Below are 25532 nucleotides of genomic sequence, written 5' to 3' on the forward strand. Positions count from 1 at the left end.
GCTAAATTAAGAGGATTGAATATTGAATAATAATGAAAATTTGGCTTGTCGTGTTTGTGGGCTTATCCAATGTGAAGAACCGTGGGGGGAAGACGGTAAAATACCTAATTATGCCATTTGTGCCTGTTGTGGAACGGAGTTTGGATATGAAGATTACACAAAAGAATCAGTATTGATCCAACGTAAAAAATGGCTAGATGCAGGTGGAGGTTGGTTGGAGTTAAAAGATAAGCCAAATAATTGGAATATTAATGAGCAGTTGAAAAATATCCCGATAGATTACAAATAACTCAGGTTTTTTCGTAGTTCGAAATTTCAATCAAATTTTGATCGGGATCACGAACATAAACAGAAATAATTTTTCCTACAGCACCCGTTCTTTCAATAGGTCCTTCAATAATTTCGACATTCAGTAATCGTAGATGCTCAATGACTTCATCTAACGGTGTTTCTGCAATAAAGCATAAATCAGCTGAGCCAGCAGTGGGTTGATGAGCTTTAGGTTGAAACTCTTTGCCTGTTTGATGCAGGTTAATTTTTTGAGTGCCGAATTTTAGGGCCTTACGGTTATCACCAAAGGTGATAACTTCAAAATTCAAGGCTGATTGGTAAAACTGACAAGTTATTTCAATATTAGCAACAGTCAGAACTAAATGATCTAAATGGCTAATTTTCATATTTAATTCAAATCCTATTTTTACACTTAGTCATATTCAGGTAATGATTGATTATTTTCAATCAAGACATTTTGATTGTGTTGGTATGCCGCAATCTGTTGATAGCTCATTTGTTGGAACATACCTGTTTTTAAACCTGAAATAGTGATTGCCATTTCTTTACGGAAATACGGGATTTGATACAGCCAAGGGAAAACGAGGTCGCGTAATCCACCTGCCCACCAATGATTTGATTGATAAAGAGGGGTGAGGAGTCGACTGAGAAATTGGTAGAATTGGGTCGAAGAACGACGGTGTTGGTGATACTGTTGCCATAATATCATCCAGTCGATCTGCTGGTTTTTTTGAGCAGTTTGCAAGGACTGAGAAAATGCCCATGCATCCAAAAGTGCCATGTTAGCACCTTGGCCAAGCTGCGGACTCATCGCATGTGCCGCATCACCAATGACCCCGATTCGACCTTGTCCATATTGAGACATCACCACATCACGATATTGGGCAGAAAGCCATTGCGGTTGATGTTGTTCACTCAATAAAAGCTGCTCTAGCCAATCAGCAACATCTGGCCAACGATTAGAAACCTGTTTCAACCAATGTTGCTTTGCCTGTTCATTTTGCAAGAACGTACTTAACTGCGAAGTCGGCAAACTCCAAAACACACTGGATAGCCGTTGTTGTGGTGCGGATGGAATTGCACCTGTAGGCAAGACGCCCATCATAATTTTGGAACGATCATAAAATTGATGCAGAATCTTAGGGTCTAATACGGCGCACTCAGGCACGATACTCCATGCTGCTCCCCAAGGATAAGCTTGATCTACTTTGACCCATGCTTTAGGGCGTAATTGACTCCGTGCACCATTCGCAATCAGTACAGCATCAAAACAAGTATCGAAACTTTGCTGTTGGTAAGAGCCAACTAGACGAACTTCGTTATGGCGTTCTTCGACCTGATCAATGCTATGCCCCATACACCATGTGATTTGATTTGCGTATTCAGCCAGTTTTTCAGTTAATACGTGACATAAGGTCGCACGATGAATCCCGATACCGTAGAAATTTGAGCCAGCTTGATGATAGTGGCTGTTCACTAGCAGTCTTTTGTTAGGAAGTTGCCCCTCTAAGCCTGTAACTTTTGCGCCAAGTTTTAGGGTATGGTCGAGTACACCAAGATGTTCAAAAACAGCTAAACCTGCTGGTTGTAACAGTAAACCAGCACCTACAGGACAAAGCTCATCAACTTGCTCAAAAATCGTAATTTGATGACCTTGTCTAGCAAGTAAAATCGCAGTCGCCAATCCAGCTGTACCTGCACCAATCATTGCAAAATGGACTGTTTTCATTATTTATTCTTTTAAGGGCGTTATAAATTGGTTGAACGGTGATTTTAACTGATCGTAATTAATTTTTGAAAATTGATATAAAAAATCCTCTGCGAAAACAGAGGATTTTTGCTTTATTTCGCCATACGCCATAGCGCTAAAAGACTACTTAACACAATAAGAATAATCGATACAAACCAAGGTGTAATAATCGCAATGGTAAGTAAAATCAACATGATGCTGCCAAAAATCCAACTGCGGCGTTGTTGATGTTGCATTTGCAGGCGCATTTGTTGAATTTCACGCAATTGTTTGTCATGCCATGCAGACTGATTTTTCAATCCATTTAGACTGTCGATGATCAGGCTTGGTAAGTCTTGAGCACCAAGCAATAAATCTGGAATCTGTTGTCCGATTTCTTTGACATTTTTAACGGGGTTCATATTGGCTTTGACCCATTCTGTCAGAATCGGTTTCGCCAGTTTCCAAATATCAAGCTGAGGATAAAGGTCTGTGCCTAAACCCTCAACATGAACCAATGTCTTGAGGAGTAACATCAATTGCGGTGGAATTTCCAAGTGGAAACGACGCGCAATATCCATGACTTGAATCAAGATGCCTGCAAAATCCAGTTGATCCATCGGTTTTGAAACCATAGGGCCGACCGTACGACGCATTTCACGAGCCAGTGTATCTTGATCTGTACCCGGTGGAATCCAGCCTGCTTGATGCACGATTTGAATCAATTGCATGAAGTTGCTATTCATCACAGCAAGCAACATGCGTGCAACGGTCATTTGATCATGTTTAGACAATTCACCCATGATGGCACAGTCCAGCGCGATAAAGCGTGGATTACTAGGGTTAATCGTTTCAACGAAAACATTCCCTGGATGCATATCTGCATGGAAAAAGTTGTCACGGAATACTTGGGTAAAGAAAATCGTCAGACCTTTTTCAGCGAGATCTGCACGATCCATACCTAAACGATCAAATGTTGCCGTATCAGAGATAGGAACACCCGTGATCCGTTCCGCTACCATCACATCTTTACTATCCATATAAACTTCAGGCACATACATCATGCTTGAACCTGTAAAGTAATGGCGCATACGGCGGGTATTGTCTGCTTCTAAGCTCAGATCAAGTTCATTTAAAATGATTTGACGATAATCTTGGATGATCTCTGATAAATGTAAGGCACGTGCAGCTTCTACACGATTTTCTAACCAATCACCCAGCCATGCCAAGATTTCAAAATCTTGCAGAATCTGCCCCCGAATATCAGGACGTGTGACTTTAACAACCACTTCACGACCATCATGCAAAGCCGCAGTATGTACTTGTGCAATAGATGCGGCAGCTAATGGTTGCTCATCGAAGCGTGAAAATAAGGTGCTGACATCTGCCTTAAGTGATTCTTGGATGCGTTGTTTAGCAAGTTGTGTATCGTAAGGTTTGACACGATCTTGTAATAATACCAACTGAGATAAGACTTCAGGTGGAATCAAATCTCGGCGTGTTGATAATAATTGACCCAACTTAATTGCAAGTGGGCCCATTTCTTCCAAAGCTTCCTTGAGCTTAAGTGGATTTTTCTTTTCTCGACTCGACCAAGCAGCGGGGTGCATTTTAATAATATTTAATGCATGACGCGCTTTAACAGGCAATTCTTCCGCGGGGAACAAGGTGTCAAGGCGATAATGTGCAGCAATACGCCAGAGTTCGTGTAACCGTTTAACATGCGGAATCATATAAAATCTTACCTAGTTTTGAGTGGTTTGCTTTTGTTGGTTGAATTGAGTTTGTAACTGTTGCAATTGAGCTTCGAGTCGATCTAATGATTGATTGAGTTGACGCGTCTCTCGATTGAGATCATCCATTTGCCAACGTGGAGCAAATAAACCGCTATCTTCTTTTAAGGCGTCTTCAACAAAAAAAAGCTGACTTTGCAAAGAACGTTTCAGTTGCTGTGGTGCAAGCTGAATTTTACCTAACTCATGTGCGAGTTGAGGGCCAATCCAAGGAGAGAGATGTGCGGCGAGATCAGGTTCAGCTTGCTGCATAATTCGCTGAATATCTTGTAATAAGTGATAATCGCCTTGTAGCGGAATATTACCAATTTGATCCATATCACTGAGTAATAATTTGACCAGTTCCACTACATTTTCAACATGTAATGTTGCTGTTGCATCTGTGATTTTCTGTTGAGGATCAAATGGACGCTGTTCAAAAATAGAGGGGCTTTGGCTTTGCCCTGTGACTGTAGGCTCTAAACGAACTTTATTTTCATCAAAAAACACATCAACTGAAAGTTGTGGACTGTCGATAACCACGCGTAACAGTTGACCTTGTAATTGATTGAGTTGAATGCGAGTAATCGCATCCAAGTCAATCACATGATGAATGAGTCGTTCAACCGCACCGAGTGCTAAAATCGACCACATTGCAAATTCCTTAACGTCAAAACTTTAAAGTTTGAATCCGCGGTGAACCGCAACGATACCACCTGTTAAGTTATGATAGTCACAGCTTTGGAAGCCTGCATTTTCCATCATGCCTTTTAAAGTACGTTGATCTGGGTGCATACGAATCGATTCAGCAAGGTATTTATAACTTTCAGAGTCATTTGCAACGAGTTTACCCATAATCGGAAGTGCCGTGAATGAGTAAAGGTCATACAATTTAGAAAATGGTTCAAACACTGGTTTTGAAAATTCAAGTACCAATAAACGGCCACCTGGCTTCAGCACGCGATACATCGCTTGTAGTGCTGCATCTTTATCCGTCACGTTACGAAGACCAAAACTAATGGTCACTAAATCAAAACTATTGTCTGCAAATGGTTCTAATGTTTCTGCATTGGCAAGAACGAAATCAACGTTGGTGCAGCCCGCATCAATCAGGCGATCACGACCAACATTTAACATTGATTCATTAATGTCAGAAAGAACAACGTGTCCTTGTGGACCGACTTCACGGCTAAATACTTTGGCAAGGTCACCTGTACCGCCTGCAATATCAAGGACATGTTGCCCACGACGAACGCCAGACATGTTGATCGCAAAACGTTTCCAAAGGCGATGAATACCAAATGACATCAAATCATTCATGATGTCGTATTTGCTTGCAACTGAGTGGAAAACTTCTGCAACTTTTTGGGCTTTATCATCACTGCTTACAGTTTGATAGCCGAAGTGTGTAGTTTCTCCAACATTACCTGTATTCGCACCGCGAGGTAGGTTGTATTTTGGAATCGAACCTGTTGGTGTAGACGCAATATTTTGTTGTAAAGATTGTTGCTGACCTTGAGGTGTGCCTTGAGGAAGCGGTGCGCTTAGGAATGGGCTAACTTTGTCTGAACTTTGAGTTTGCTCAACTTCTGGGGTAGGCTGTTGGTTTTCGTTAGACATTGTGTTCTCCTAAACTTTTTGCTCTAGCGGCACGAATCAGCATGCATGATGACAGATTTTGTAATTTTTTACAGGGCTTAGCATATCATTGTTGTGAATAATATACAGAAAGTCACGATCTCAAAAGTGTTTTCATTTTGGTTTTTTGAGTTCTTAAATAAAAATCCCTCTTAAGCGAAGAGGGATTTGAGTAACGAGTTTATGCACGAAATGGATCAGGGTGGCCTGCATGTACTTTGTCGATTATCTCACGCTCTTTTTCGGTAAATGTTTTGATAAATACCGCGGCTGATTTCATCGGTTTCATTGCGGCAAAGCCTTCTTGGATGAATTCATACATTCGATCGAATTGATATTTATGTGCAATACCTTTACACATTTTAAAGGCGGCAAACATCATGGTTGAACGCATGTATTTATCAAGTGTTTGGCCAAGTTCATCCAGTAAATGAAGCTGTTCATAACGTGCCTCACCTTGATCAAGTTTCACAAGGGTTTGACGCATGATGTCATCAGTCAATGCCGTTTCTAATGGATAATCTTCCAAAAGTTGCATTGCAACTTGCTCATCCAGTTGAGTTGCGAGGACTGCAAGGCTGACAGACTTAGTACCCGTTTTAATTGCATTTTCAGGGAGTAAGCTTTCTGCTTTATGAGCATACTTTAATAGGCGTTCGATTTGCTGTGCCATAGCATCAAAATCAGGGCCGCCGTATAAACGATTGAGAAAATATTGCGCCATAAGTTGATTTTCTGGACGGGCAAAAAATTCTTCATGCGTTTGAGCAATACGCTCTTTCATCCATGCTTGTACTTCGTGCAGACGTTGGGCAATCGCTGGGTTTTGGTGATAGTTCAAAGATTGGTATTGTAATAAAAGTTGATCAAATGCAGCGAGTTTTGACATGTTTGAACTCAAAGAAAATAAAACCATAAAATCATAGGCTGCATAATAACGAAGAACCATGACAGCATAAACCGAAAATGTTTAACAATTGGTCACTGTTGTCATTCACTGATTTAACTCTACATAAACTGTACAAGGGTTCTGTAAAGCTCTAAATCGATTTCATTATACTTATTCTTAATAATTAGCCATTTAGAATTAAAGATGAGCGCACAACAACCAAAATTTGAAATACGAGATGAAGATGAACTGTCTTTAGATCTGATTGAAGCACAATACGCTTTAAAAGATAGTCGAGATAAGAAGAATGCCAAAAGTGTTCTGATTTTGGTCAGTGGCATTGAAATGGCGGGCAAGGGCGAGTCAGTCAAGCAATTGCGAGAATGGCTCGATCCGCGATATTTAAAAGTGAAGGCGGATGCTCCAACGCTGCTTTCATCGAACCAAGTATTTTGGCAGCCGTATACCCGATTTATTCCTGCCGAAGGGCAGATCGTGGTGATGTTTGGTAATTGGTACAGCGACCTACTTTCAACTGCGATGCATGTATCAAAACCTTTAAATGAAGAGTTGTTTGATGCCTATGTTGAGCAGATGAGAGCTTTTGAGCATGACTTACAACACAACAATGTGCATGTAATTAAAGTTTGGTTTGACTTGTCATGGAAATCATTACAGAAACGTTTAGATCAAATTGATGCTTCAGAACAGCACTGGCATAAATTACATGGTTTGGATTGGCGCAATAAAAAACAATACGATACCTTAGCGAGTCTAAGTCAAAAATTTACAGATGATTGGTTTGTGATTGATGGTGAGGATGAAAAAGTAAGAGATCAATGCTTCGCACAATATGTGTTGCAAACGTTGCGTGAGCTACCTGATCACCAAACCAAAATTACAGAAAAGTGGCAACAAGCTAAAGTTCCGAAAACCTTACTTGAACCATCCAAAGACAGTTTAGATAAAGATGAATATAAGGAAGAGCTAAACAAACTAACCAAAAAAGTAGCTGATGCGTTGCGTTATGACGAACGTAAAGTGGTGGTGGCTTTTGAGGGAATGGATGCGGCTGGAAAGGGTGGTGCGATTAAGCGCATCGTAAAAAAACTCGATCCTCGTGAATATGAAATTCATAGTATTGCTGCACCAGAGCGTTATGAGTTACGTCGTCCTTATTTATGGCGCTTTTGGAGTAAGTTAAATGATAGTGGCAAGATCACAATTTTCGATCGTACATGGTATGGACGTGTTTTAGTTGAAAGAATCGAGGGCTTTGCTAGTGCTGTCGAATGGCAACGTGCTTATGACGAAATTAATCGTTTTGAACAAAGTGTTGTCGATAGCCAAACCGTACTTGTGAAAATTTGGCTCGCCATTAGTAAAGATGAGCAAGCAGCGCGTTTTAAAGCGCGTGAACAAACGCCACATAAACGCTTTAAAATTACTGAAGAAGATTGGCGCAACCGTGAAAAATGGGATGATTATTTAAATGCGGCTGCGGATATGTTTGAACGAACGAATACTGATTACGCGCCGTGGTATGTGATTGCGACTGATGATAAAAATACTGCAAGGATCGAAGTGCTGAAGGCAATTTTAAAACAGTTGAAAGCGGATTAAGCTTTCAACTGAAAGATATAAAAACATTACGTTTAAAAGTGATTAAGCCACAATGGTATTACGGCTTTTCTGCTGAATACGTTTTGCCAAGTTATAGCAATCTTGAATATGTGCTTCGGTAATTTTACGCATCATGAAATAACCAAGGCTTGCTGCTACAAGTTGACCACCGAGAGGAATAAACTTGGTCACTTGTTTGGTCGCAATCTTGGTAAAAAAACCATTAAACGATTTTTTCATCGCTGTACGTGCTACTACAAAACCTGAAAATTCAAAGCCACGTTTACGTAATTCATCCCAATGTACTTTCTTGGTTTCTGGGTCATAGACACTGATATGTTCAGGCGCTAAGCCAAAGCGAGCATTCACATAAGGAATGATCTGGGTCAGCATGCCTAAATCGACCACAACATCAAAAAATGGAATAGGGACAATTGCTGCACCTGCTGACCAATACGCACGCTTTTTTGTAAGCTCTAAACATTCTTCGCGGATTTGATCCAAGTTCAAGCTCGGATCAATTGAGTCAGGAATTTTTTCAATTTTCATAAAGTTATACCTAAAGTCTATCCCTCGATAGTACATTCAATCGTACTGAGTGGTGAATTTCAAAACAATTTTTTTATTTCCTTGTGTGTTTAACGTGACATAGTTCGATGAAGTTGTATAGTGATGATTGTGTACGGTTTCGTGCAACACAATGCTGATTTATTGACGAGGTTGTAGTTACGCATGGGGATTCATGTTATTCAAAGTCAACGCCTTGATGTGTTATTGCAAGGTGTGATGGCATCAATTAATCAGCCGAGCAACTCGCCATTTCAAGTCTTTAAAACGCAGCATTTTATTGTACCGAGTCCCGCGCAGGAGCAATGGCTCACGCAGAAAATTGCTGAACAACAAGGCATGACTGCCAATTATCAATTTCATCAACGTATTCGCGGTTTTCAATGGTACGCTTATCAACAAGTCCTAGAAAATAAAGAAAAAGTACGTAAAGCCAATATTCCTCGATTGATTTTAAAATGGCGCATTCATCAAGCCTTACAATCTTTTATTCAAGCGGATCAAATTAATCTTGCTGAAGATCATCCTTTATATTCAATCGTACAGCGTATTTACGATAGTGCCGATCAATTAAAACAGGGTAGAGAGAAACAGCTAAAAAAACAAAGTATGTTGTATTGGGTGGCTGAGCAAGTTTCACAACTATTTAACAACTACATGATTTATCGTGGGACTTGCCAACGTGCATGTGAGGGCGAGTGTACCTGTTCAGGTAATTGGTTATCGGCTTGGGGCAGAAACCAAGCCTTGAATATCGAACAACTCATCTCAACCACAGATCAACAAACCTCGGCATTTAGCTTAGATCAAACAGAAAAGCTCGAGGCATGGCAACGTTGGCTATGGCAGAACTATTTCCATGATGACTTTGTCGAGATGCAGAGTATTGATGCTGACTTTTGGCATATTCTTGATCAACCGCACAAACGTGATCAAGCGTTAGCGCAACTGCCCAATCAGGTGATTGTATTTACCATTTTGGATTTACCACCGAGCCAATTGCAGTTTTTACGCCGCTTAGGACAATATTTAGATGTGGTTATTTTGCACTATAACCCGTCTCAAGAGTATTGGGCGGATAGTGTCGATCCTTTGTGGAAGCAACGCTACGATTTAGGGGTGAAAGAGCGCTTTATTGCCAAAAATCCCAAAGCAACGGATGAGGAAATCACGGCGTTTTTTGAACAATTTACGCTGTTCTTTAATGCGCAAGCACGCGAGTCACGTCATCCTTTGCTGACTCGCTTAGGGAAGCAGGCGCGTGACCATTTCTCTTTATTGTCCCAGCTTGCAACAGGTGAGGAAGGCAAGTGGGTGGATGCTTTTGTTGAGCAATTTCCTGAAACTTTATTAGGGAAAATCCAGTCTGATATTTTCTATCTCGCTGAACCTCAAGCTGCGCAATATGAACTTGCCATTGATGATCAATCGATTCAATTGCATGTTTGCCATTCCAGCTTACGTCAACTTGAGGTACTTAAAGAGCAATTGGTCAATTGGCTATCTCAGTCTGATGTCATGCCGCGTCGTCCAAGTGATGTGTTGGTTTTAACGCCAAATCTCGCTGAGCTAGAACCATTGATTCGTAGTGTATTTCCTGCGGTTGCCAATGATCAGGAAGTTTTTTTACCTGTCAAAATTGCAGGTGTCGCCCAGCTTGATGCTTTGAATGCTTGGCGTGCGGTGCTAGGTCGTTTGCAATTGACACAAGGTCGCTTTACCCAAGATGATTTCGCTGACTGGTTAAATTTATCTGCAACGCAACAGCGCTATGGTTTGGATTATAGCCAAGCACAACGGATGTTGGATTTACTCAATGATGCGGGTTTTAAGCGTGGTTTGGATGCAGAGCATCTGCAACAAAGTTTGAGTGAAACCGATCAAGACTATCGTTATAGTTTTAAATTCGCCTTAGATCGTTTGGCGCTGGGTATTGCGGTGCCTGCGCATGTAATGGTGCAACAGACGCTTAGTTATGCGATGGTTCAGTCTAGTGATTTTGAGCTGATTGGAATTCTGATTCAGATTTATCAAGATTTATCTGCGCGACGAAATTGGCTGATGGCACATGAACATGGTCAGCGGTTGCCTGTTGAGGCATGGTTAAAACGACTGAAAGATGATGTGCAGGAGTTTGAGCAAGCGGAGATTGTCGCGTTAAAAGCTGTACGTGAAATCATCCAAAAGCAAGAGCGTATGCTGACTTTGGCCAGTTATTATGAAGATGCTGAAACTGAGCTGCGTCAAATTTCATTGCCATTGCCTTATATCATTGAAGAAATCCAACGAACTTTAGAAAGTCAGTCTGCACAGGTTGAACCAACAGGACAAATCACCTTTAGTCAGATCGGGCAAATCCGTCCAATTCCTTATCGTTTGATTGTGCTATTAAATTTAGATACAGGTAAGTTCCCAAATCGAGACAGCCATATTCCTTTTGACTTAATGGATGCATTGCGTCAGCAATTGGGTGATCGTTCTCGTTTAGAGGATGATCAGGGCGCATTTTTAGATGCAGTATTGCTAGCGCAGGAGCAATTGTGGCTGTTCTATAATGGTTTTGATATCAATGATGGAGAAGTGAGAGAGCCTTCAAGTGTGTTGCAAGGCTTTCGAGATCATTTGGCGTTGATTGTTCAATCCTCCCCAATGCCTCTGTATGAAAGAGGGGAGAGTGAAGAAGTTCCTATGTTTATCAAAGAGGGGTTAGGGGAGATTTGCCCACCTCAACTTTATCCTCTCTATCATGTACACCGTTTGCAACCTTTTGATCCGCTCGGCTTTACGATGGATCGACCTGTACGTTTCCAAGATCAATGGTTTAAGGTTGCTTCACAGATTCAGAAAGCGAAAGGTGAACGACAGGCATGGGTAAATTCAGCGTATCCAGTTGAACAGAGTGAAATGACCATTTTGGAGAGTCAGCAATGGATTCAAGATGTGACCTTTCCAGCACGGCTATATTTAAAAACGTTAGGGGTGGAAAATTTAAGTGCCACTGAATTGGTCGATCAAGCCGAGCCTTTGTTATTAGATGGTCTAGGCAAATATGCGATTCGACATTTTTTACAGCAGCACGATGAAAAAGTGTCACCCAGCATCTTGCAAGATCAGTTGCCTGTCGGCAAGGTACAGCACAGTGCATGGCAGCAAAGCCGTTTAGAACAACAACGTTTAATGGAACGTTTACAGCAATATGCAGCCGCGCCGACAGAAACTACGCAACGTATTTGGCGAGTTTCTAAGCATTTGCAAATGAGTTGTATCACCCCCAAGCAAGATGTGCAGGATTGGGTGAGCTTAGATGCTTCTAGTGCGCGTGCCAAACGTTTGGCTAAAGTGTGGTTGGAATATTTGCTCTGGCTGGTTGTTTCGAATCAGGGCCAAGCCATTGAGAAACGCCGTATCGTGGTGTTCAGTAATCAAACGGTGATTTGTGAAGGCGTAAGTTCAACCCAAGCAAAAGATTATTTACAAGCATGGTTACAGCTTTGGCAAAATGCGCAACAACAACCCGTGGTTTTGCCAGCAGCACTATTATTAAAACCTTTGGAAAAAGCCAAACCTTATGAATGGATTGAGCAAGATACTCGACAAATTTTGGATGAAAATAGTCAAAAACAAGTGTTAAAAGATTGGAATGATACAGGCGATTTTTCAGGTTTTGACATGACACAAAATGAAGCTTGTAAATTACATCGAGATTGGCAGTTTATTTTACAAGAGCAAGATGCCACTGCTTTATTGAACTATGCTTGTGATCAGTATTCATTTGTCTTGTATCAACCGATTTTTGAATTTTTGCGTGTGGAGTAAGGCATGAGCTCTCTATATCCAGTGTCTTATCAACCGATTCGTGATATTCAATTTCAAGGGTTGCATTTGATTGAGGCATCGGCAGGAACAGGTAAAACCTATACTTTGTCCAGTTTGATGGTACGCATTTTTTTAGAAAAATATTTACCAAATCAGGTGATTGCAACGACATTTACTCGTGCTGCTGCTGCTGAGTTAAAAACGAGAATCCGACTACGTCTCGTTGAAACTTTAGATTATTTAGAACCTTTCCGAGATGTACTCGAGCGAGATATTCAAGTTCAGGCAGCACAAGAATCTGATCCTTTGAAACAGCATGTGCTACAGCATTTTGCGCCACGGATTGCCTATGCCTGTGAACGGCTCAAGTTGGTGATTGATCAACTCGATGAGTTATTTGTTGGGACACTGGATAGTTTTAGTCAAAAGTTATTGCGAGAGTTTGCTTTTGAAAGTGGTAAAATTGAAAGAGCACAAATCACAGAAGATGCGAAAACCTACACACGACAATTGATTCATGATGTATTACGTGAATGGATTCAAACACAACCGCAGCAAGTGATTGATGCACTTTATAGTGTCGGTAGTTTAAAAAGTGTTGATCATTTTGTCGGGATGGTGGAAAGCTCGCTGAACTTTAGTTCGGCGCAATTTAAATTACCTGATCTACCTGAAATTGAGCTAACTCAATTGCAAGCTTGGCAACATCAGGCGCAGCACATTGATTTGAGTACCTTGTCTGATTATTTCTCATTGGATGGCGCATATTATTCACATATTAATGGTACCTCTTTCCGTAATCATGCCTTTCACAAACTCTTTGCGGAATCTCTACCATTACTATTAGATGCATTATCAAGTGTTGAAAATGTGCAGGTATTTGATGCGTATTTTGCCAACGCGCGAGATGCGGTATTTAAGTTTTTAGATAAGCTTGAACAGCAAAAAATCTTTAAAAAATGCCCAGCAGACATTAGCGATACTTTTTATCAACATGCAACGGTATTGCAGATTCAGTCGTTATTTCAATCTGTGCTGCAAACACAACAACAGTTTGAGCAGTTGGATGTGTTTTTAAAAGCTTATTTGTGCATTGAAGTGAAAAAGCGCTTGCCGCAAGTGTTACAGCAAAAAGGCGAAACCACCTTTGCCCAACAAATCAAAACCTTATCTGATGCTTTAAAAGGGGAGCAAGGGCAACGTTTTGCTGTCTTTGTCCAAGCGCGTTATCCCTTAATTTTGGTCGATGAGTTTCAAGATACCAACCAAGATCAGGATGATATGCTCGCGAGTATTTGGCGACATCCGCAGCGTTTCCAGAAAGGCTGCATGATTATGGTCGGTGATCGTAAACAAGCGATTTATGGCTTCCGTGGTGGCGATATGCTGACCTTCCTGAATGCCTACCAAGATATTATGGCGAAGCAAGGGCATGAATATAAATTGATTCATAATCATCGTTCGGTCAAAGAGCTGGTGGAAGTGGTCGATGTATTATTTCAGCGTCAGATGGATTTTGGTGAGCAGGTCATGTATGACCCGATTCAAGCAGGTTCACGACCTCATCCTGCTTTGATTGAACAGCAGCAATCCAATCCAAAGCCTTTACGCTGGTTGCAGTTGCAAGAGGGGAATGAACAAGCCACGCAAGTCGCTTGGCAAATTCAGCATCTATTGAATCAAGCGCATTTAAAACAACTGTATTTACAGAATGATCAGCCGATAGTAATCGCTGAAGATGATATTGCGGTGTTGTCGCGCAGCCATCGCCAACTGGATGAAGTGCAATATGTGTTGCAGCGTATGGGTATTCGCGTCAATCGACCTACCAAACGCAGTGTATTTGATTCCGCTATTGCGCAGGATGTGGGCGCATTACTCACGGCCTTGCTGCATCCTTATGATGAGGCGAAGTTGAAACGCGCTTTACTGAGTCGTCTATTTGGCTTCGATCTAAAACGATTGATGGAGTTAGAACACAGTGCAGAGGGTTTAAGCCATTATATTCAGCAGTTCGATGAGATTCGTGAAATTTGGCTCAATCAGGGATTTTTATCTGCATGGCAACGCTGTCTCAATCAGTTTGGTATTTGGCAGCAATTGGTTGCGACACAAAGCCGAGACAATGAGCGAGCCGTAGTGAATCTACGTCATCTCACCGATATTTTGAGTCAACATAGTGAGCACGTACAAGGCATTCAAAACCTTTATCATTGGTATTTAAAACAACTGCACTCACCGAGTGATCGTGATTGGGAACTTGAACATAAGCTTTCCAGTGATGCAGGTGTGCAACTGATGACGATACATCAGTCCAAAGGTTTAGAGTTTAAAATTGTGTTTTTATTATGCGCAAATAAACCCTATTCAGAAATACAAAAGACTTTAAATTTTTCGATGACAGAGGTTCAATTGCCTGAAACGGGGCAAACTCGAACTCAACGTGTTGTTGCGATTGCGGATAAAAATTTCCTACAGCAAACTGAGATTGATCAGCATCAACAACGTGCTTTAGCAGAACAAAATCGCTTATGGTATGTGGCTTTGACCCGTGCCAGTCATCGTGTTTATGCCGTATTTGAGCCTGAAAAAGGTGAGAAAAATAAGTTTTCAGGTCTCGCTTTTTGGAAAAATCAAGGTGAGCATTTTCAACATACCTATAGTGCCGATGAAGCTTTAATTTTAGAGCGACCTCTCGCAGTTCGAACACAGCAAGAGCAACAGCACATGATATTGAATGCTCAACCCTTACCAGAACAACGCTTTTATGCACGTGGCAAAACCAGTTTTAGTTATTTGGCACAGCATTTAAAACATAAGGTCAATCGGACTGATGTATTGGCAAATATGGATGCAACGGTTGAGCAGGCTGAGGATGAGCTGGATATTTTTGCTGTAGAACAACAGATAACCCAAACTGAATCAATCGCATGGATTAAGCAGCATTTCCCGAAAGGGACTTTAGCTGGTAATTTTCTACATGAAATCTTTGAACAGATTGATTTTCAACAACCTCAAACTTGGGGTGAGGAAATTCGTCGTCGTTTTAAAAATGCCTATCAAAGTTTATGGACAGCTTTGTTGGAAACCTATCAGCAACATTTTCCAGATCAGCAAAATAGTGAACAACAACTATATCAGTGGATTGCGGATTGGATTGCTGAAGTTGTACAAACACCATTGAATCAAGATTTTCAGTTGCAGCAACTCAGTACAGGGCAATACCTATCCGAGTGCCCATTCTATTTGGCGTTATCCGATCGTGTCCTCGCGATGCAACGGGTGCAAAAGCTATTTGAGGAATATGGAATCGAAATGCCTGAATTACTTGAGGCAAAGTCTGCACGTTATCTCAATGGCTCTATCGACTTAGTTTATTTTGACGGGCAGCGTTATCACATTGCCGATTATAAAAGTAATTATCTAGGTGCATCGCAACTTGATTATCAATCAACACAGATTGCAGAAAGTATGTCGCTTTCGAGTTATTGGTTGCAGGCCGCTTTATATTTAGTTGCGTTGCATCGTTATCTCAGCATTAAGTTGCAAGATTATAAGATTGAGCAACATTTGGGTGGCGCATCTTATCTCTATTTACGTGGTATGAATGGTCAAGCTCAGCAAGGCTATTTTTACTGGAAACCTGAGGATGAGTTTATCCTGCGTTTAGACGCAATTCTTGGGTATTTCTCTGAAGATAAACCAGGGAAAGTGGTGTAGATAAAGTGGATATTTTTAAATTAAACAAAAGCTTATCTTGTGAATAAGTATGTTTATAACCTTGTGGACAAGCGTGTGGGTAAGTTTGAGGATAACTCTGTGGACAATAAAAGTAATGCTCAATCGGAGCAAATGACTTGGTTAAATATGTGGAGTCACTACCTCACACAAGCACCATTTACTCAGTCTGCTCAACCAGAAACCGCTGCACAGGTGTTGCAACAATTGGTTGAAGCGAGCCTGCAAGGGGATAGTTGTATTGATGTTGATTCAACACAGCTCGAAGCGCTGGGTGATTTGGCGATTTCTAGTGATATCGCAACAACCCAAGTTGCTCCATGCGTCTATGATCAGCAGGGCTTGGCATTATACCGATATTGGCAGCTAGAGCAACGCCTCGCTCATCAGATTTGTCGATTAAAGCGACAAATGGTGCCTCATATTGATGTTTCTATTTTTCAAACCTTATTCAGTGATCAACATCAACAAGCCGCTTTAACTATGGTCATGCAGCAGTGGCTTAGTATTATTACGGGCGGGCCTGGGACTGGAAAGACCTATACACTGGCAAGGATTATTGCTGCGCTCAACCAAACGATTCCAGATATCCGAATTGCAATGGCAGCACCGACAGGTAAAGCTGCACAACGAATGCAAGAAGCGCTGCAAAACTCATTCAATGATCCAAAGCTTTTGGAATCAGGTCTGATCACGGATGAACTTCGTCATCAAAATACGCAGACTTTGCATCGTTTATTGGGAATCGGGAATCGGCCAACACCACGTTTTAATCAAAAACAACCGTTGCCTTATGATGTGATCGTCGTTGATGAGGCTTCAATGCTCGATTTGAATCTAGCGACATTACTATTTGAAGCGGTTCCTGAACATTGTCGAATTATTTTATTGGGTGATGCCAATCAGTTGGCCTCTGTAGATGTGGGTTCTGTATTGGCAGATTTACAACACGTTGAGGCTTTGGCTGAAAACCGTGTCCAATTGATGACCAGCCGTCGATTTTCAGGGGATGCCAAGATTGGACAATTTGCAAGATTCATCCAAGATCAGCAAGATTCGGCTGAGCATCATACCGTGTTGGAAAAACTCGAACGCGACATCGTCAAGCCAACTGTACTCCAAGCCATCACATTAACGCTGGGGATGCCTGATCAGATTCAATTGGAATATTTACCTGAGCAGCTAGAGGGTGATGCTGAACAATATCAACAAAAGTTGATGCATGGTTTTCAGGGCTATGTAGATGCCTTGCTGACGTATCTAAAAGCCGATGATACTGAACAAGACATGATGACGGTGATACGGGCATTTGATGATTATCGAATCCTCACTGCTGTTCGACATGGGCCGTTAGGGCTAGAGCAACTGAATCGTTATGCTGAACAATGGCTGAATCAGCAACTCAAACAAATCGCCGTTGGGGATTGGTATATTGGCCGTCCTGTGATGATGACGTATAACGACTATCAGTTAGGGATTTCAAATGGTGACATTGGGATTTGCTTTAAGCACAGAACGCAAGCTCAACAATTTGAAGTTTTCTTTCCTAGTCTAAATAAATGGATTGCAGCACATCGTTTGCCACGTAATATGCAAACAGCTTTTGCACTAACAATTCATAAATCACAAGGTTCTGAATTTACGCATACTGCGATTGTGTTAGATGCACATGCGGAGAAATTATTGAGCCAAGAGTTAATTTACACCGCGATTACGCGTGCGAAAAAAGTGGTTACACTTTTGGCTGATCAAAAGTCGTTACAACAAGCACTGACAATTCGTACAGTACGTCGCAGTGGTTTAGTGCAAAAGATCAATTTGAATAGATTGTGAACTTATTCTTTAAAATTCACTGTTTTGTAAGTAAAAGCTTACATGGATTCGAGATATTGTCGCTAGAGTGAGACAGGTGTTTTTGAGATTATGTACACACAAAGAGCCTAGCAAGGAAAGTTAGGTAAATCGCAAAAATATAATAATAAAGTCAGTAGACAGCGAACTTACAGTGAAGTAAGTGATAAAAGAGGAAACTTACAGCCGCTAAGCCTTGTAGTTTTGGGAGAGACTACAGGGCTTTTTTATTTGTTATAAATTTTAATCACAACATGCTGATATTTATTGTATTAATTTTAATCATTTAAATCTGATTTCATTTTAAAAAATTGATCCATATTTCGACAAAGATTTACTGGTATTAATTTGCTATTCAGTGGAAATGTATCAGAATCTACAAAAGTTATAAGGCTATTGTCAGACAGTTTTTTTTCATTATTAAGTTAAATGTTATACAGACCTGTACGTTTTTGCTTACACAGAGATAAGAAAAATGCTATTTTTCTCCACAATTGATTCTGACAGAATAGCAACTATAGAGAGGGGAACAAGCTCTACAACAACAGAACGTAAAAAGATGATGATGTGTGAGAAGCATCCAGAGGGTTCGAGTGTTATTAAATAAAAAGACAAAAAATAAAAATAAACTAAAATTATAACGATAAAAACTAAGCGCAAAGGCCCAAGCGAAAACTTGGGCTTTTTTGTGCGCGTTTGAAAGTAGATTAAACTAAATCGGCTTCGGTACGGTCTGTTGCAAACAATGAACGACGTTGATTTTTTGGAATTTTCGGACAATTGGTGGAGATTTGATACAGCGTTTTGGCTAAAGCTGGTAAATGCGTACCGACGACTGATTTCCCTGTCGTCAGCAGTGATACACTGATGTCACGCTCAGGGTCAGCCCAACATAAAATATTCGAGAAACCAATATGACCAAATGCTTGCCCAGACATTGGCCCGAATAAACCAACAGGATTACTCCCTAACATTGGGCCAAGTGCGTAGCGCATAGGTGCAAGTAGTGTACGATCTAAGCTAATCCCAGAGGTTGGCAGCGTAGAGCGGAACACAGTTTTGGCACTCATGATTTGTTTACCTTGATATTCACCACCACTGAGCAGCATTTCAAAGAAACGACCAACCTGATCAGCACTGGTATAAATGTTTCCTGCTGGGCAGATAGTATCCATGAAACGGTTGTCATTGGTCACATCAACTGCCAGTTGTAAACCACCACCGAGTACATGATTGAGATATTGATCTGTACCTAAACTGGGATGTACACCAGTTGCATAATTCATTGCAACATCTGCACGATATTCAGGTTTTAAACCATAGTTGAAATAATCCAATCCCATTGGTTTTTCAATTTGTTCTGCTAAAAACTCACGAACGCTTTGCCCTGTAACACGATGAACGATTTCACCTAAGATATATCCTGCTGTAACAGCATGGTAGGCAAGATGAGTACCTGAAGGAGAAACGGGTTTAGCTGCACAAAGACGTTTTAAAATTTCATTTTGATCGAATAAAAGTTCAGGCGTGACTTCGCCTTCTATACGTGGAATTCCACCACGATGAGAGAGTAAATGGAAAATAGTGGCGCGACGTTTACCATTTACACCGTATTCAGGAATGTAATAGCTAATCGGATCAAGTAAATTCAGATCACCGCGTTCATCTAGCATATGAATCAACATCGCTGTAACCATTTTTGATGCTGAAAATAGGCATACAGGCGTGTCTGGCGTTGCAATTTTGGCATCAGATGCTAAGCCATCAGGAGAGTTTCCTTGTGCATAGCCAATACTGCGATTTAAAACGACTTGCCCCTGACGACGTAAACATAGTGTGATGAGTGGATAGTTTCCTGTTTTATATAAACATTCCACACTATTCCAAATTTTTTGAACTTGTCTTTCAGTCATCCCACCTAATGCTGCCGCAACTTCATCTTTTGAGCGAATCACTTGATTGAGGTCATGTGGTACATAACAGGTATTTGTTGATAAAATTTTCACGATTCCCTCGCAATATTTTTCGTTTTCTTTCGTCTCTGTCATAAATTGAAAACAGACTCATGATAGTGTGCCTATTTTGTTCAATGCTGTCAGCTGCCGAATTGCCAGCAAACACAAAACATTTTTGCAATATAACGATAGATCACTTAAAATAGGCGACTTGCTGTAGTGATGCACGGCAGTCAGTTGGCTTCAACTGATTATTATCATTTTTATTTTTTAAGCATCTCGGAGAAATCGAATGGCTTTAACTAACGCAGATCGCGCAGAGATCATCGCTAAATTTGCTCGTGCTGAAAACGACACTGGTTCACCAGAAGTACAAGTTGCTTTATTGACTGCTCAAATCAATGATTTACAAGGTCACTTTAAAGCTCACAAACACGACCACCACAGCCGTCGTGGTTTGATTCGTATGGTTAACCAACGTCGTAAATTACTTGACTACTTAAACGGTAAAGATCACGGTCGTTATGTTGCTTTGATCGGCGCATTAGGTTTACGTCGTTAATTCGATTTTACTTTGTTTTCGGTATTTCGCATGTTGCTATGCTTTATTGCTGAAAAGAGAGTCTCATCTAATTTACTTTAGATGACTTTAGAAGGGGCGCTTGTTCGCTCCTTCTTTGCGTTTAATATTTTTAAAATATTTGGTCTAGTGTGATGGCTTCTAAGCTTTGTCATTTATCTATATTGTTGTAGTCTGAATGCCAAACCTTAGGGGTCTCACTAGAATAACGTTTTAAAAGAAACTAGGAAAATACAATACATGTCAATGTTTAATATCGTTCGTAAAGAATTCCAATTTGGTCAACATCAAGTTGTTTTAGAAACGGGTCGCGTTGCACGTCAAGCAAATACAGTTTTAATCACAATGGGTGGTGTAACTGTTCTTGTTGCTGTTGTTGCACAACCAAAAGCAAAAGCGGGTCAAGATTTCTTCCCATTAACTGTTAACTATCAAGAAAAACAATATGCAGCTGGTCGTATCCCTGGTGGTTATGGCAAGCGTGAAGGTCGTGCATCTGAAGCTGAAACTTTAATTTCACGTTTGATTGACCGTCCAATCCGTCCATTATTCCCAGAAGGTTATTTCAACGAAATCCAAGTAACTGCAACTGTTGTTTCTTCTGACAAAACCATGGATGCTGACATTGCTGCAATGTTAGGTACATCTGCTGCATTGTCTATTGCAGGTACGCCGTTCCGTGGTCCAATTGGTGGCGCACGTGTTGGTTTGATCAATGGTGAATATGTTCTTAACCCAACACTTGAACAACTTGCACAATCTGACCTTGACCTTGTCGTTGCAGGTACAGAATCAGCTGTACTTATGGTTGAGTCTGAAGCGAAAGAACTTTCAGAAGACCAAATGTTAGGTGCTGTACTTTTCGGTCATGACGAAATGCAAATTGCTGTACAAGCAATCAAAGAATTTGCTGCAGCTGTTGGTGCGAAAGAATCTGAGTGGGTTGCTCCAACACACAACGAAGAATTACGTGCAAAATTAAAAGAAGCTTTTGAAGCAAAAATTTCTGAAGCGTATACGATTGCAGTAAAACAAGATCGTTATGCAGCTTTAGATGCACTTTATACAGAAGCAAAAACTCAATTCGTTCCTGAAGAAGATGTTGATGGCATCGCAGACGAAGTTGATTTCTTATTCGAAGATCTTAAATACCGTACCGTACGTGACAACATCTTGTCTGGTAAGCCTCGTATCGATGGTCGTGATACTAAAACCGTTCGTGGTATTGACGTTCAAGTGGGTGTATTAGGTCGTGCTCATGGTTCAGCATTGTTTACACGTGGTGAAACACAAGCACTTGTAACTGCAACTTTAGGTAACACACGTGATGCCTTGATGGTTGATACCTTAGCGGGTACGAAAACTGACAACTTCATGTTGCACTATAACTTCCCTGCATACTCAGTAGGCGAAACTGGTCGTGAATCAGGTCCTAAGCGTCGTGAAATCGGTCACGGTCGTTTAGCACGTCGTGGTGTTCAAGCAGTTCTTCCGCCAGTTGATCGTTTCCCTTACGTACTTCGTATCGTATCTGATATTACTGAATCAAATGGTTCATCTTCTATGGCGTCTGTTTGTGGTGCATCTCTTGCGCTTATGGATGCAGGTGTTCCACTTAAAGCACCAGTTGCTGGTATTGCAATGGGTCTAGTAAAAGAAGGCGAGCGTTTCGCAGTTCTTTCTGACATCTTAGGTGACGAAGACCATCTTGGTGATATGGACTTTAAAGTAGCAGGTTCTGCAAACGGTATTACTGCACTTCAAATGGATATCAAGATCGAAGGTATTACTGAAGAGATCATGGAAGTTGCATTAAACCAAGCATTTGCTGGTCGTATGCACATCTTAAATGAAATGAACAAAGTCATTTCACGTGCTCGTGCTGAAATCAGTGCTCACGCGCCAACATTTGAAGTGATCAACATCAATCCAGACAAGATCCGCGATGTAATTGGTAAAGGCGGTGCAACAATCCGTCAAATTACAGAAGAGACTAAAGCTGCGATTGACATCGAAGACAACGGTACAGTTCGCGTATTTGGTGAAACTAAAGCAGCGGCTAAAGCTGCAATTGCAAAAATCCAAGCGATTACTGCTGAAGTTGAGCCAGGAACGATTTATGCAGGTAAAGTAATTCGTATCGTCGAGTTCGGTGCATTTGTAAATATCCTACCGGGTACTGATGGCTTACTTCACATTTCGCAAATCTCAAATGAGCGTATTGCCAACGTGACTGACGTATTAAAAGAAGGTCAAGAAGTAAAAGTACAAGTTGCGGATGTCGACAACCGTGGTCGTATCAAGTTAACAATGAAAGATATCGAACAAGCTTAATCGTTTCGATATACAAAAAGCCCGCCTTGCGCATCGCCAAAGCAATTGCTTTGGCTTGCTCAGGGCTTTTTTTATGGCATTATTATTTTAATTAAAATATTGAATATTATCGTTATGCAGCTTTATTATTTTTATCGTCATAACAGTGAAAACACAATTTTTATTAGTGCAGAACAACAAACAGAGCATAGCCTTGAGTTTCTTTGGGTTGATAGTTTAAGGCAAGATCTTGTCAATCATACTGAGACTTGGCAGCAGAATATTTATGAACATACAGGTTTGACGTTAAATGAATTCCATATGCGCGATCTACTCAATATTGAACATCCATGCGCATTTGATACGGTAGAAGAATATGATCTATTGGTTTTTAGGAAACTGATCAGTCCTGATGACCAAATCTATGAAAATGATAATTCAGTAGAGTCGCATGAAAGTGTTTTTGGATTAGCGACGACACCGATGAGTTTTGTGCTCAGTCAAAATATTTTAATTAGTCTCAGAGAGCAAGGTAACAAAGCAGTCGAAAATTATATTCAACGAATCCAAACGATTATGGAGCGTCCGACAGCTGAGCAAAACAAACCAAGAAAGTTACCGAATACACCCGCTGATTTGTGTCTACGGTTACTAAATAGCATGATTGATGGTTATTTGAATTTACGCACGCCATTGACGCGTCGTGTTGAGCATTGGCAACAACAATTATTGCAAGGAAATCGTCGTTTTAAGCAATGGCATCAATTATTCCATGAGGATATGGCATTCCAACAAATTGAAAACTTATGCGAAGAGCAAATTGAAACCTTACAAGAGTTTCGGGATGAGTTGGTTGATAATTATCATCATGTCGTGGGTGAGCATAAGCATAAATCCCAAGACATCTTATTGGTACGTTTAAATGATTTAATGAGTCATGTGGAGCGTGTGCAAAAACATACTTTACGGCTGAGAAATGCGATCCAGTCTGCTATAGATTTACACTTTTCTGCCATCGCCAATCAAACCAATGAGAATATGCGTATCTTGGCGATTATTACGGCTGTGTTTGCACCGCTAACTTTACTGACGGGTATTTATGGAATGAACTTTGAGTTTATTCCTGGATTAAAATCACCTGTTGGGTTTTGGATTATGTTGGCTGTGATGCTTCTGAGTACGGTGTTATTGCTTTACTATTTTTATCAGCAACATCTGGTTGGACGAGGAGAGCGTAGTGTGATTGATCTGCTAGCGCAACAACATAAGCAGCGTAATTTAAACCTACTTTGGTTTTTAGATTATGAACCGATCAAGCAAACCTTAAAAGAAGTGGAGAAAATGACTAAGTTGAAATAGATATCACTTAGTCATTGATATGAGTTTAATGAAAATGCTTCAGTTGTTTACGGAGCTGCTGTACTTCATCAATTAAATCCAACATCACCGCGACAGCAGATAAACTCGCATCAAAGTCACGTTGTAAACGATAGGCACGTCTTGCGCGACTGACATCTTCACCAATGAATTGATAATTTTGTGGATCAACTTTGATCTGCAAAATATCATAATCAATTAACTTCAACACCCAGTCAGTACTTTGACCGCAAGCTTCTGCGAAGTGCTCAAGATCAAGTGCCAATTGTTCATCAATGATTTCAACTTGGCAGTGACCGTCATATTGAATTTCTTTGTATTGAATGGTTGTCATGATCTTACTCCTTATGAGGCACGTGGTCTAAATGAAGCAAAGGCATCGGCAAATTGTTGATAAGCTTGCTGCTCTTGCTCACTGTGCGCTGGCGGTAAAACAATATTAATAATTAGATAGAGATGACCAGCAGTTTTATTCGGAATCCCTTTATCTTTTAAACGTAGTTGTTGTCCATTTTTGGCATTTTTCGGTAAATTCACTTTCAAGTGCCCAGCAGGTGTATTTACTTCAATACTTTGTCCTAGTCCTGCTTCCCATGGACTTACATCAATGGTTTGATAAACATCAGCGCCTTCTACACGGATGCGATCGGTATCCTTATATTGGATTTCAATATAGAGATCACCATTTTCACCGCCGTTGATTCCAATTTGACCTTGTCCATTTAAGCGGATTTGCTGACCTTCTTTCATTCCTTTTGGAATTTTAACTTCTAAAGTTTTACGCTGGACTTCAGGTTCACCATATACATTATAGGTTGGGATTTGTAAGGTGATTTGTTGAGTTGAACCATGATAGGCGATGTCTAAATCAACCTGAATACTGGCATGTTGGTCTTCACCCTTGTAACTACGTTGCTGGCGTTGAGAACGTTGTTGACCGCCACCAAAGCCAGAACCAAAACGGCCAAATAAATCTTCAAATCCACTGAAATCAGCACCATCACCAGAACTTTGGCGATAGAACTGAGAACCATCAAATCCGCCTCCTCCTTGGTTGAATCCTCCTGCGCCTTGTCCAAAGCCACTAAAACCTTGTGGATGATCCAGCATTTGATCATATTCAGCCTTTTTAGTGGCATCGCTTAGCGTGTCATAGGCAACATTAATCGCTTGCATTTTTGCTTCAGCATCGGCTTCTTTACTCACGTCTGGATGATATTTACGGGCCAGTTTCCGATACGATTTTTTAATTTCATCTGCTGAGGCATCTCTGGAAACACCTAGCTCTTCATAATAATTTTTTGCCATGATATTTAATTAAGATAATTATGTGTTTCCTTCATTATGAAACGAATCCGAGCAATTTCAATAGCTACGATTGTATAAGACTTGT

At 40.7% G+C, this 25532-nt stretch carries 18 protein-coding genes; 8 read left to right on the plus strand and 10 right to left on the minus strand.

The window, feature by feature from the left end; translation table 11 throughout:
• Nucleotides 1–22: 22 nt before the first annotated feature.
• Nucleotides 23–289, plus strand: a complete 267-nt coding sequence (locus IO68_RS23720) for a hypothetical protein (protein WP_023013143.1) — start codon at nt 23–25, stop codon at nt 287–289.
• Between the two features lies 1 nt (nt 290).
• Here the strand turns inward: IO68_RS23720 and IO68_RS23725 are convergent, their stop codons facing one another.
• From IO68_RS23725 to IO68_RS23750, 6 genes are all read right to left on the minus strand, one after another.
• Entirely contained in the window at nt 291–677 is a 387-nt protein-coding gene (locus IO68_RS23725) for a VOC family protein (protein ID WP_023013144.1), read from the minus strand.
• A gap of 26 nt (nt 678–703) precedes the next feature.
• Nucleotides 704–2020 (minus strand): FAD-dependent oxidoreductase, encoded by a 1317-nt coding sequence (locus IO68_RS23730; RefSeq protein ID WP_023013145.1) that lies wholly within the window; start codon nt 2018–2020, stop codon nt 704–706.
• Between the two features lie 113 nt (nt 2021–2133).
• Entirely contained in the window at nt 2134–3753 is a 1620-nt protein-coding gene (locus IO68_RS23735; protein WP_023013146.1) for an ABC1 kinase family protein, read from the minus strand.
• A 12-nt stretch (nt 3754–3765) separates the two neighbouring features.
• Nucleotides 3766–4446, minus strand: a complete 681-nt coding sequence (locus IO68_RS23740; RefSeq protein WP_023013147.1) for a hypothetical protein — start codon at nt 4444–4446, stop codon at nt 3766–3768.
• A 24-nt stretch (nt 4447–4470) separates the two neighbouring features.
• The gene (gene ubiE, locus IO68_RS23745) at nt 4471–5412 is read right to left on the minus strand and encodes a bifunctional demethylmenaquinone methyltransferase/2-methoxy-6-polyprenyl-1,4-benzoquinol methylase UbiE (protein ID WP_007480095.1); all 942 of its coding nucleotides are present in this window, start codon (nt 5410–5412) and stop codon (nt 4471–4473) included.
• Nucleotides 5413–5611: 199 nt separating this feature from the next.
• Nucleotides 5612–6319, minus strand: a complete 708-nt coding sequence (locus IO68_RS23750; protein ID WP_023013148.1) for an FFLEELY motif protein — start codon at nt 6317–6319, stop codon at nt 5612–5614.
• A gap of 204 nt (nt 6320–6523) precedes the next feature.
• Between IO68_RS23750 and IO68_RS23755 the strand changes: the two genes are divergently transcribed.
• The gene (locus IO68_RS23755; RefSeq protein WP_023013149.1) at nt 6524–7942 is read left to right on the plus strand and encodes a polyphosphate--AMP phosphotransferase; all 1419 of its coding nucleotides are present in this window, start codon (nt 6524–6526) and stop codon (nt 7940–7942) included.
• 42 nt (nt 7943–7984) lie between these two features.
• Here IO68_RS23755 and IO68_RS23760 read toward each other — a convergent pair whose 3' ends face one another.
• Nucleotides 7985–8491 (minus strand): hypothetical protein, encoded by a 507-nt coding sequence (locus IO68_RS23760; protein WP_004876530.1) that lies wholly within the window; start codon nt 8489–8491, stop codon nt 7985–7987.
• Between the two features lie 183 nt (nt 8492–8674).
• On the opposite strand from IO68_RS23760, the gene IO68_RS23765 reads away from it, so the two are divergent.
• The 3 genes from IO68_RS23765 (at nt 8675) to recD (ending at nt 17896) form a co-directional block, all read left to right on the plus strand.
• Nucleotides 8675–12325, plus strand: a complete 3651-nt coding sequence (locus tag IO68_RS23765; protein WP_023013150.1) for an exodeoxyribonuclease V subunit gamma — start codon at nt 8675–8677, stop codon at nt 12323–12325.
• Nucleotides 12326–12328: 3 nt separating this feature from the next.
• Nucleotides 12329–16045 carry a UvrD-helicase domain-containing protein gene (locus IO68_RS23770; protein WP_023013151.1) on the plus strand — a complete coding sequence of 1239 codons (3717 nt, stop codon included), beginning with the start codon at nt 12329–12331 and terminating at the stop codon, nt 16043–16045.
• A 132-nt stretch (nt 16046–16177) separates the two neighbouring features.
• Nucleotides 16178–17896, plus strand: a complete 1719-nt coding sequence (gene recD / locus IO68_RS23775; RefSeq protein WP_413540711.1) for an exodeoxyribonuclease V subunit alpha — start codon at nt 16178–16180, stop codon at nt 17894–17896.
• Between the two features lie 725 nt (nt 17897–18621).
• On the opposite strand, the gene IO68_RS23780 is transcribed toward recD, so the two are convergent.
• Complete coding sequence (locus tag IO68_RS23780; protein WP_031234776.1) at nt 18622–19920, minus strand: EstA family serine hydrolase; 1299 nt, start codon at nt 19918–19920, stop codon at nt 18622–18624.
• A gap of 241 nt (nt 19921–20161) precedes the next feature.
• On the opposite strand from IO68_RS23780, the gene rpsO reads away from it, so the two are divergent.
• The 3 genes from rpsO (at nt 20162) to IO68_RS23795 (ending at nt 24121) form a co-directional block, all read left to right on the plus strand.
• Nucleotides 20162–20431, plus strand: a complete 270-nt coding sequence (gene rpsO / locus IO68_RS23785) for a 30S ribosomal protein S15 (protein ID WP_004876536.1) — start codon at nt 20162–20164, stop codon at nt 20429–20431.
• Nucleotides 20432–20695: 264 nt separating this feature from the next.
• Complete coding sequence (gene pnp, locus IO68_RS23790; RefSeq protein ID WP_171054773.1) at nt 20696–22783, plus strand: polyribonucleotide nucleotidyltransferase; 2088 nt, start codon at nt 20696–20698, stop codon at nt 22781–22783.
• 114 nt (nt 22784–22897) lie between these two features.
• The gene (locus tag IO68_RS23795) at nt 22898–24121 is read left to right on the plus strand and encodes a magnesium transporter CorA family protein (RefSeq protein ID WP_007480085.1); all 1224 of its coding nucleotides are present in this window, start codon (nt 22898–22900) and stop codon (nt 24119–24121) included.
• 25 nt (nt 24122–24146) lie between these two features.
• On the opposite strand, the gene IO68_RS23800 is transcribed toward IO68_RS23795, so the two are convergent.
• Both IO68_RS23800 and IO68_RS23805 read right to left on the minus strand, forming a co-directional pair.
• Entirely contained in the window at nt 24147–24473 is a 327-nt protein-coding gene (locus IO68_RS23800) for a chaperone modulator CbpM (protein WP_004876542.1), read from the minus strand.
• An 11-nt stretch (nt 24474–24484) separates the two neighbouring features.
• Nucleotides 24485–25447 (minus strand): DnaJ C-terminal domain-containing protein, encoded by a 963-nt coding sequence (locus IO68_RS23805; protein ID WP_023013154.1) that lies wholly within the window; start codon nt 25445–25447, stop codon nt 24485–24487.
• Nucleotides 25448–25532 lie beyond the last annotated feature (85 nt).

The organism is Acinetobacter sp. COS3, assembly GCF_000475335.1.
Lineage (GTDB): Bacteria > Pseudomonadota > Gammaproteobacteria > Pseudomonadales > Moraxellaceae > Acinetobacter > Acinetobacter venetianus.

Excerpts from the sequence above, each read along its gene's own strand:
- IO68_RS23730 (WP_023013145.1), bottom strand. The coding sequence starts at position 2,020 with ATGAAAACAGTCCATTTTGCAATGATTGGTGCAGGTACAGCTGGATTG.
- IO68_RS23755 (WP_023013149.1), top strand. The coding sequence starts at position 6,524 with ATGAGCGCACAACAACCAAAATTTGAAATACGAGATGAAGATGAACTG.
- IO68_RS23795 (WP_007480085.1), top strand. The coding sequence starts at position 22,898 with ATGCAGCTTTATTATTTTTATCGTCATAACAGTGAAAACACAATTTTT.
- IO68_RS23750 (WP_023013148.1), bottom strand. The coding sequence starts at position 6,319 with ATGTCAAAACTCGCTGCATTTGATCAACTTTTATTACAATACCAATCT.
- ubiE (WP_007480095.1), bottom strand. The coding sequence starts at position 5,412 with ATGTCTAACGAAAACCAACAGCCTACCCCAGAAGTTGAGCAAACTCAA.
- IO68_RS23765 (WP_023013150.1), top strand. The coding sequence starts at position 8,675 with ATGGGGATTCATGTTATTCAAAGTCAACGCCTTGATGTGTTATTGCAA.
- IO68_RS23805 (WP_023013154.1), bottom strand. The coding sequence starts at position 25,447 with ATGGCAAAAAATTATTATGAAGAGCTAGGTGTTTCCAGAGATGCCTCA.
- IO68_RS23740 (WP_023013147.1), bottom strand. The coding sequence starts at position 4,446 with ATGTGGTCGATTTTAGCACTCGGTGCGGTTGAACGACTCATTCATCAT.
- IO68_RS23800 (WP_004876542.1), bottom strand. The coding sequence starts at position 24,473 with ATGACAACCATTCAATACAAAGAAATTCAATATGACGGTCACTGCCAA.
- rpsO (WP_004876536.1), top strand. The coding sequence starts at position 20,162 with ATGGCTTTAACTAACGCAGATCGCGCAGAGATCATCGCTAAATTTGCT.
- IO68_RS23735 (WP_023013146.1), bottom strand. The coding sequence starts at position 3,753 with ATGATTCCGCATGTTAAACGGTTACACGAACTCTGGCGTATTGCTGCA.
- IO68_RS23725 (WP_023013144.1), bottom strand. The coding sequence starts at position 677 with ATGAAAATTAGCCATTTAGATCATTTAGTTCTGACTGTTGCTAATATT.
- pnp (WP_171054773.1), top strand. The coding sequence starts at position 20,696 with ATGTTTAATATCGTTCGTAAAGAATTCCAATTTGGTCAACATCAAGTT.
- IO68_RS23770 (WP_023013151.1), top strand. The coding sequence starts at position 12,329 with ATGAGCTCTCTATATCCAGTGTCTTATCAACCGATTCGTGATATTCAA.
- recD (WP_413540711.1), top strand. The coding sequence starts at position 16,178 with ATGACTTGGTTAAATATGTGGAGTCACTACCTCACACAAGCACCATTT.
- IO68_RS23760 (WP_004876530.1), bottom strand. The coding sequence starts at position 8,491 with ATGAAAATTGAAAAAATTCCTGACTCAATTGATCCGAGCTTGAACTTG.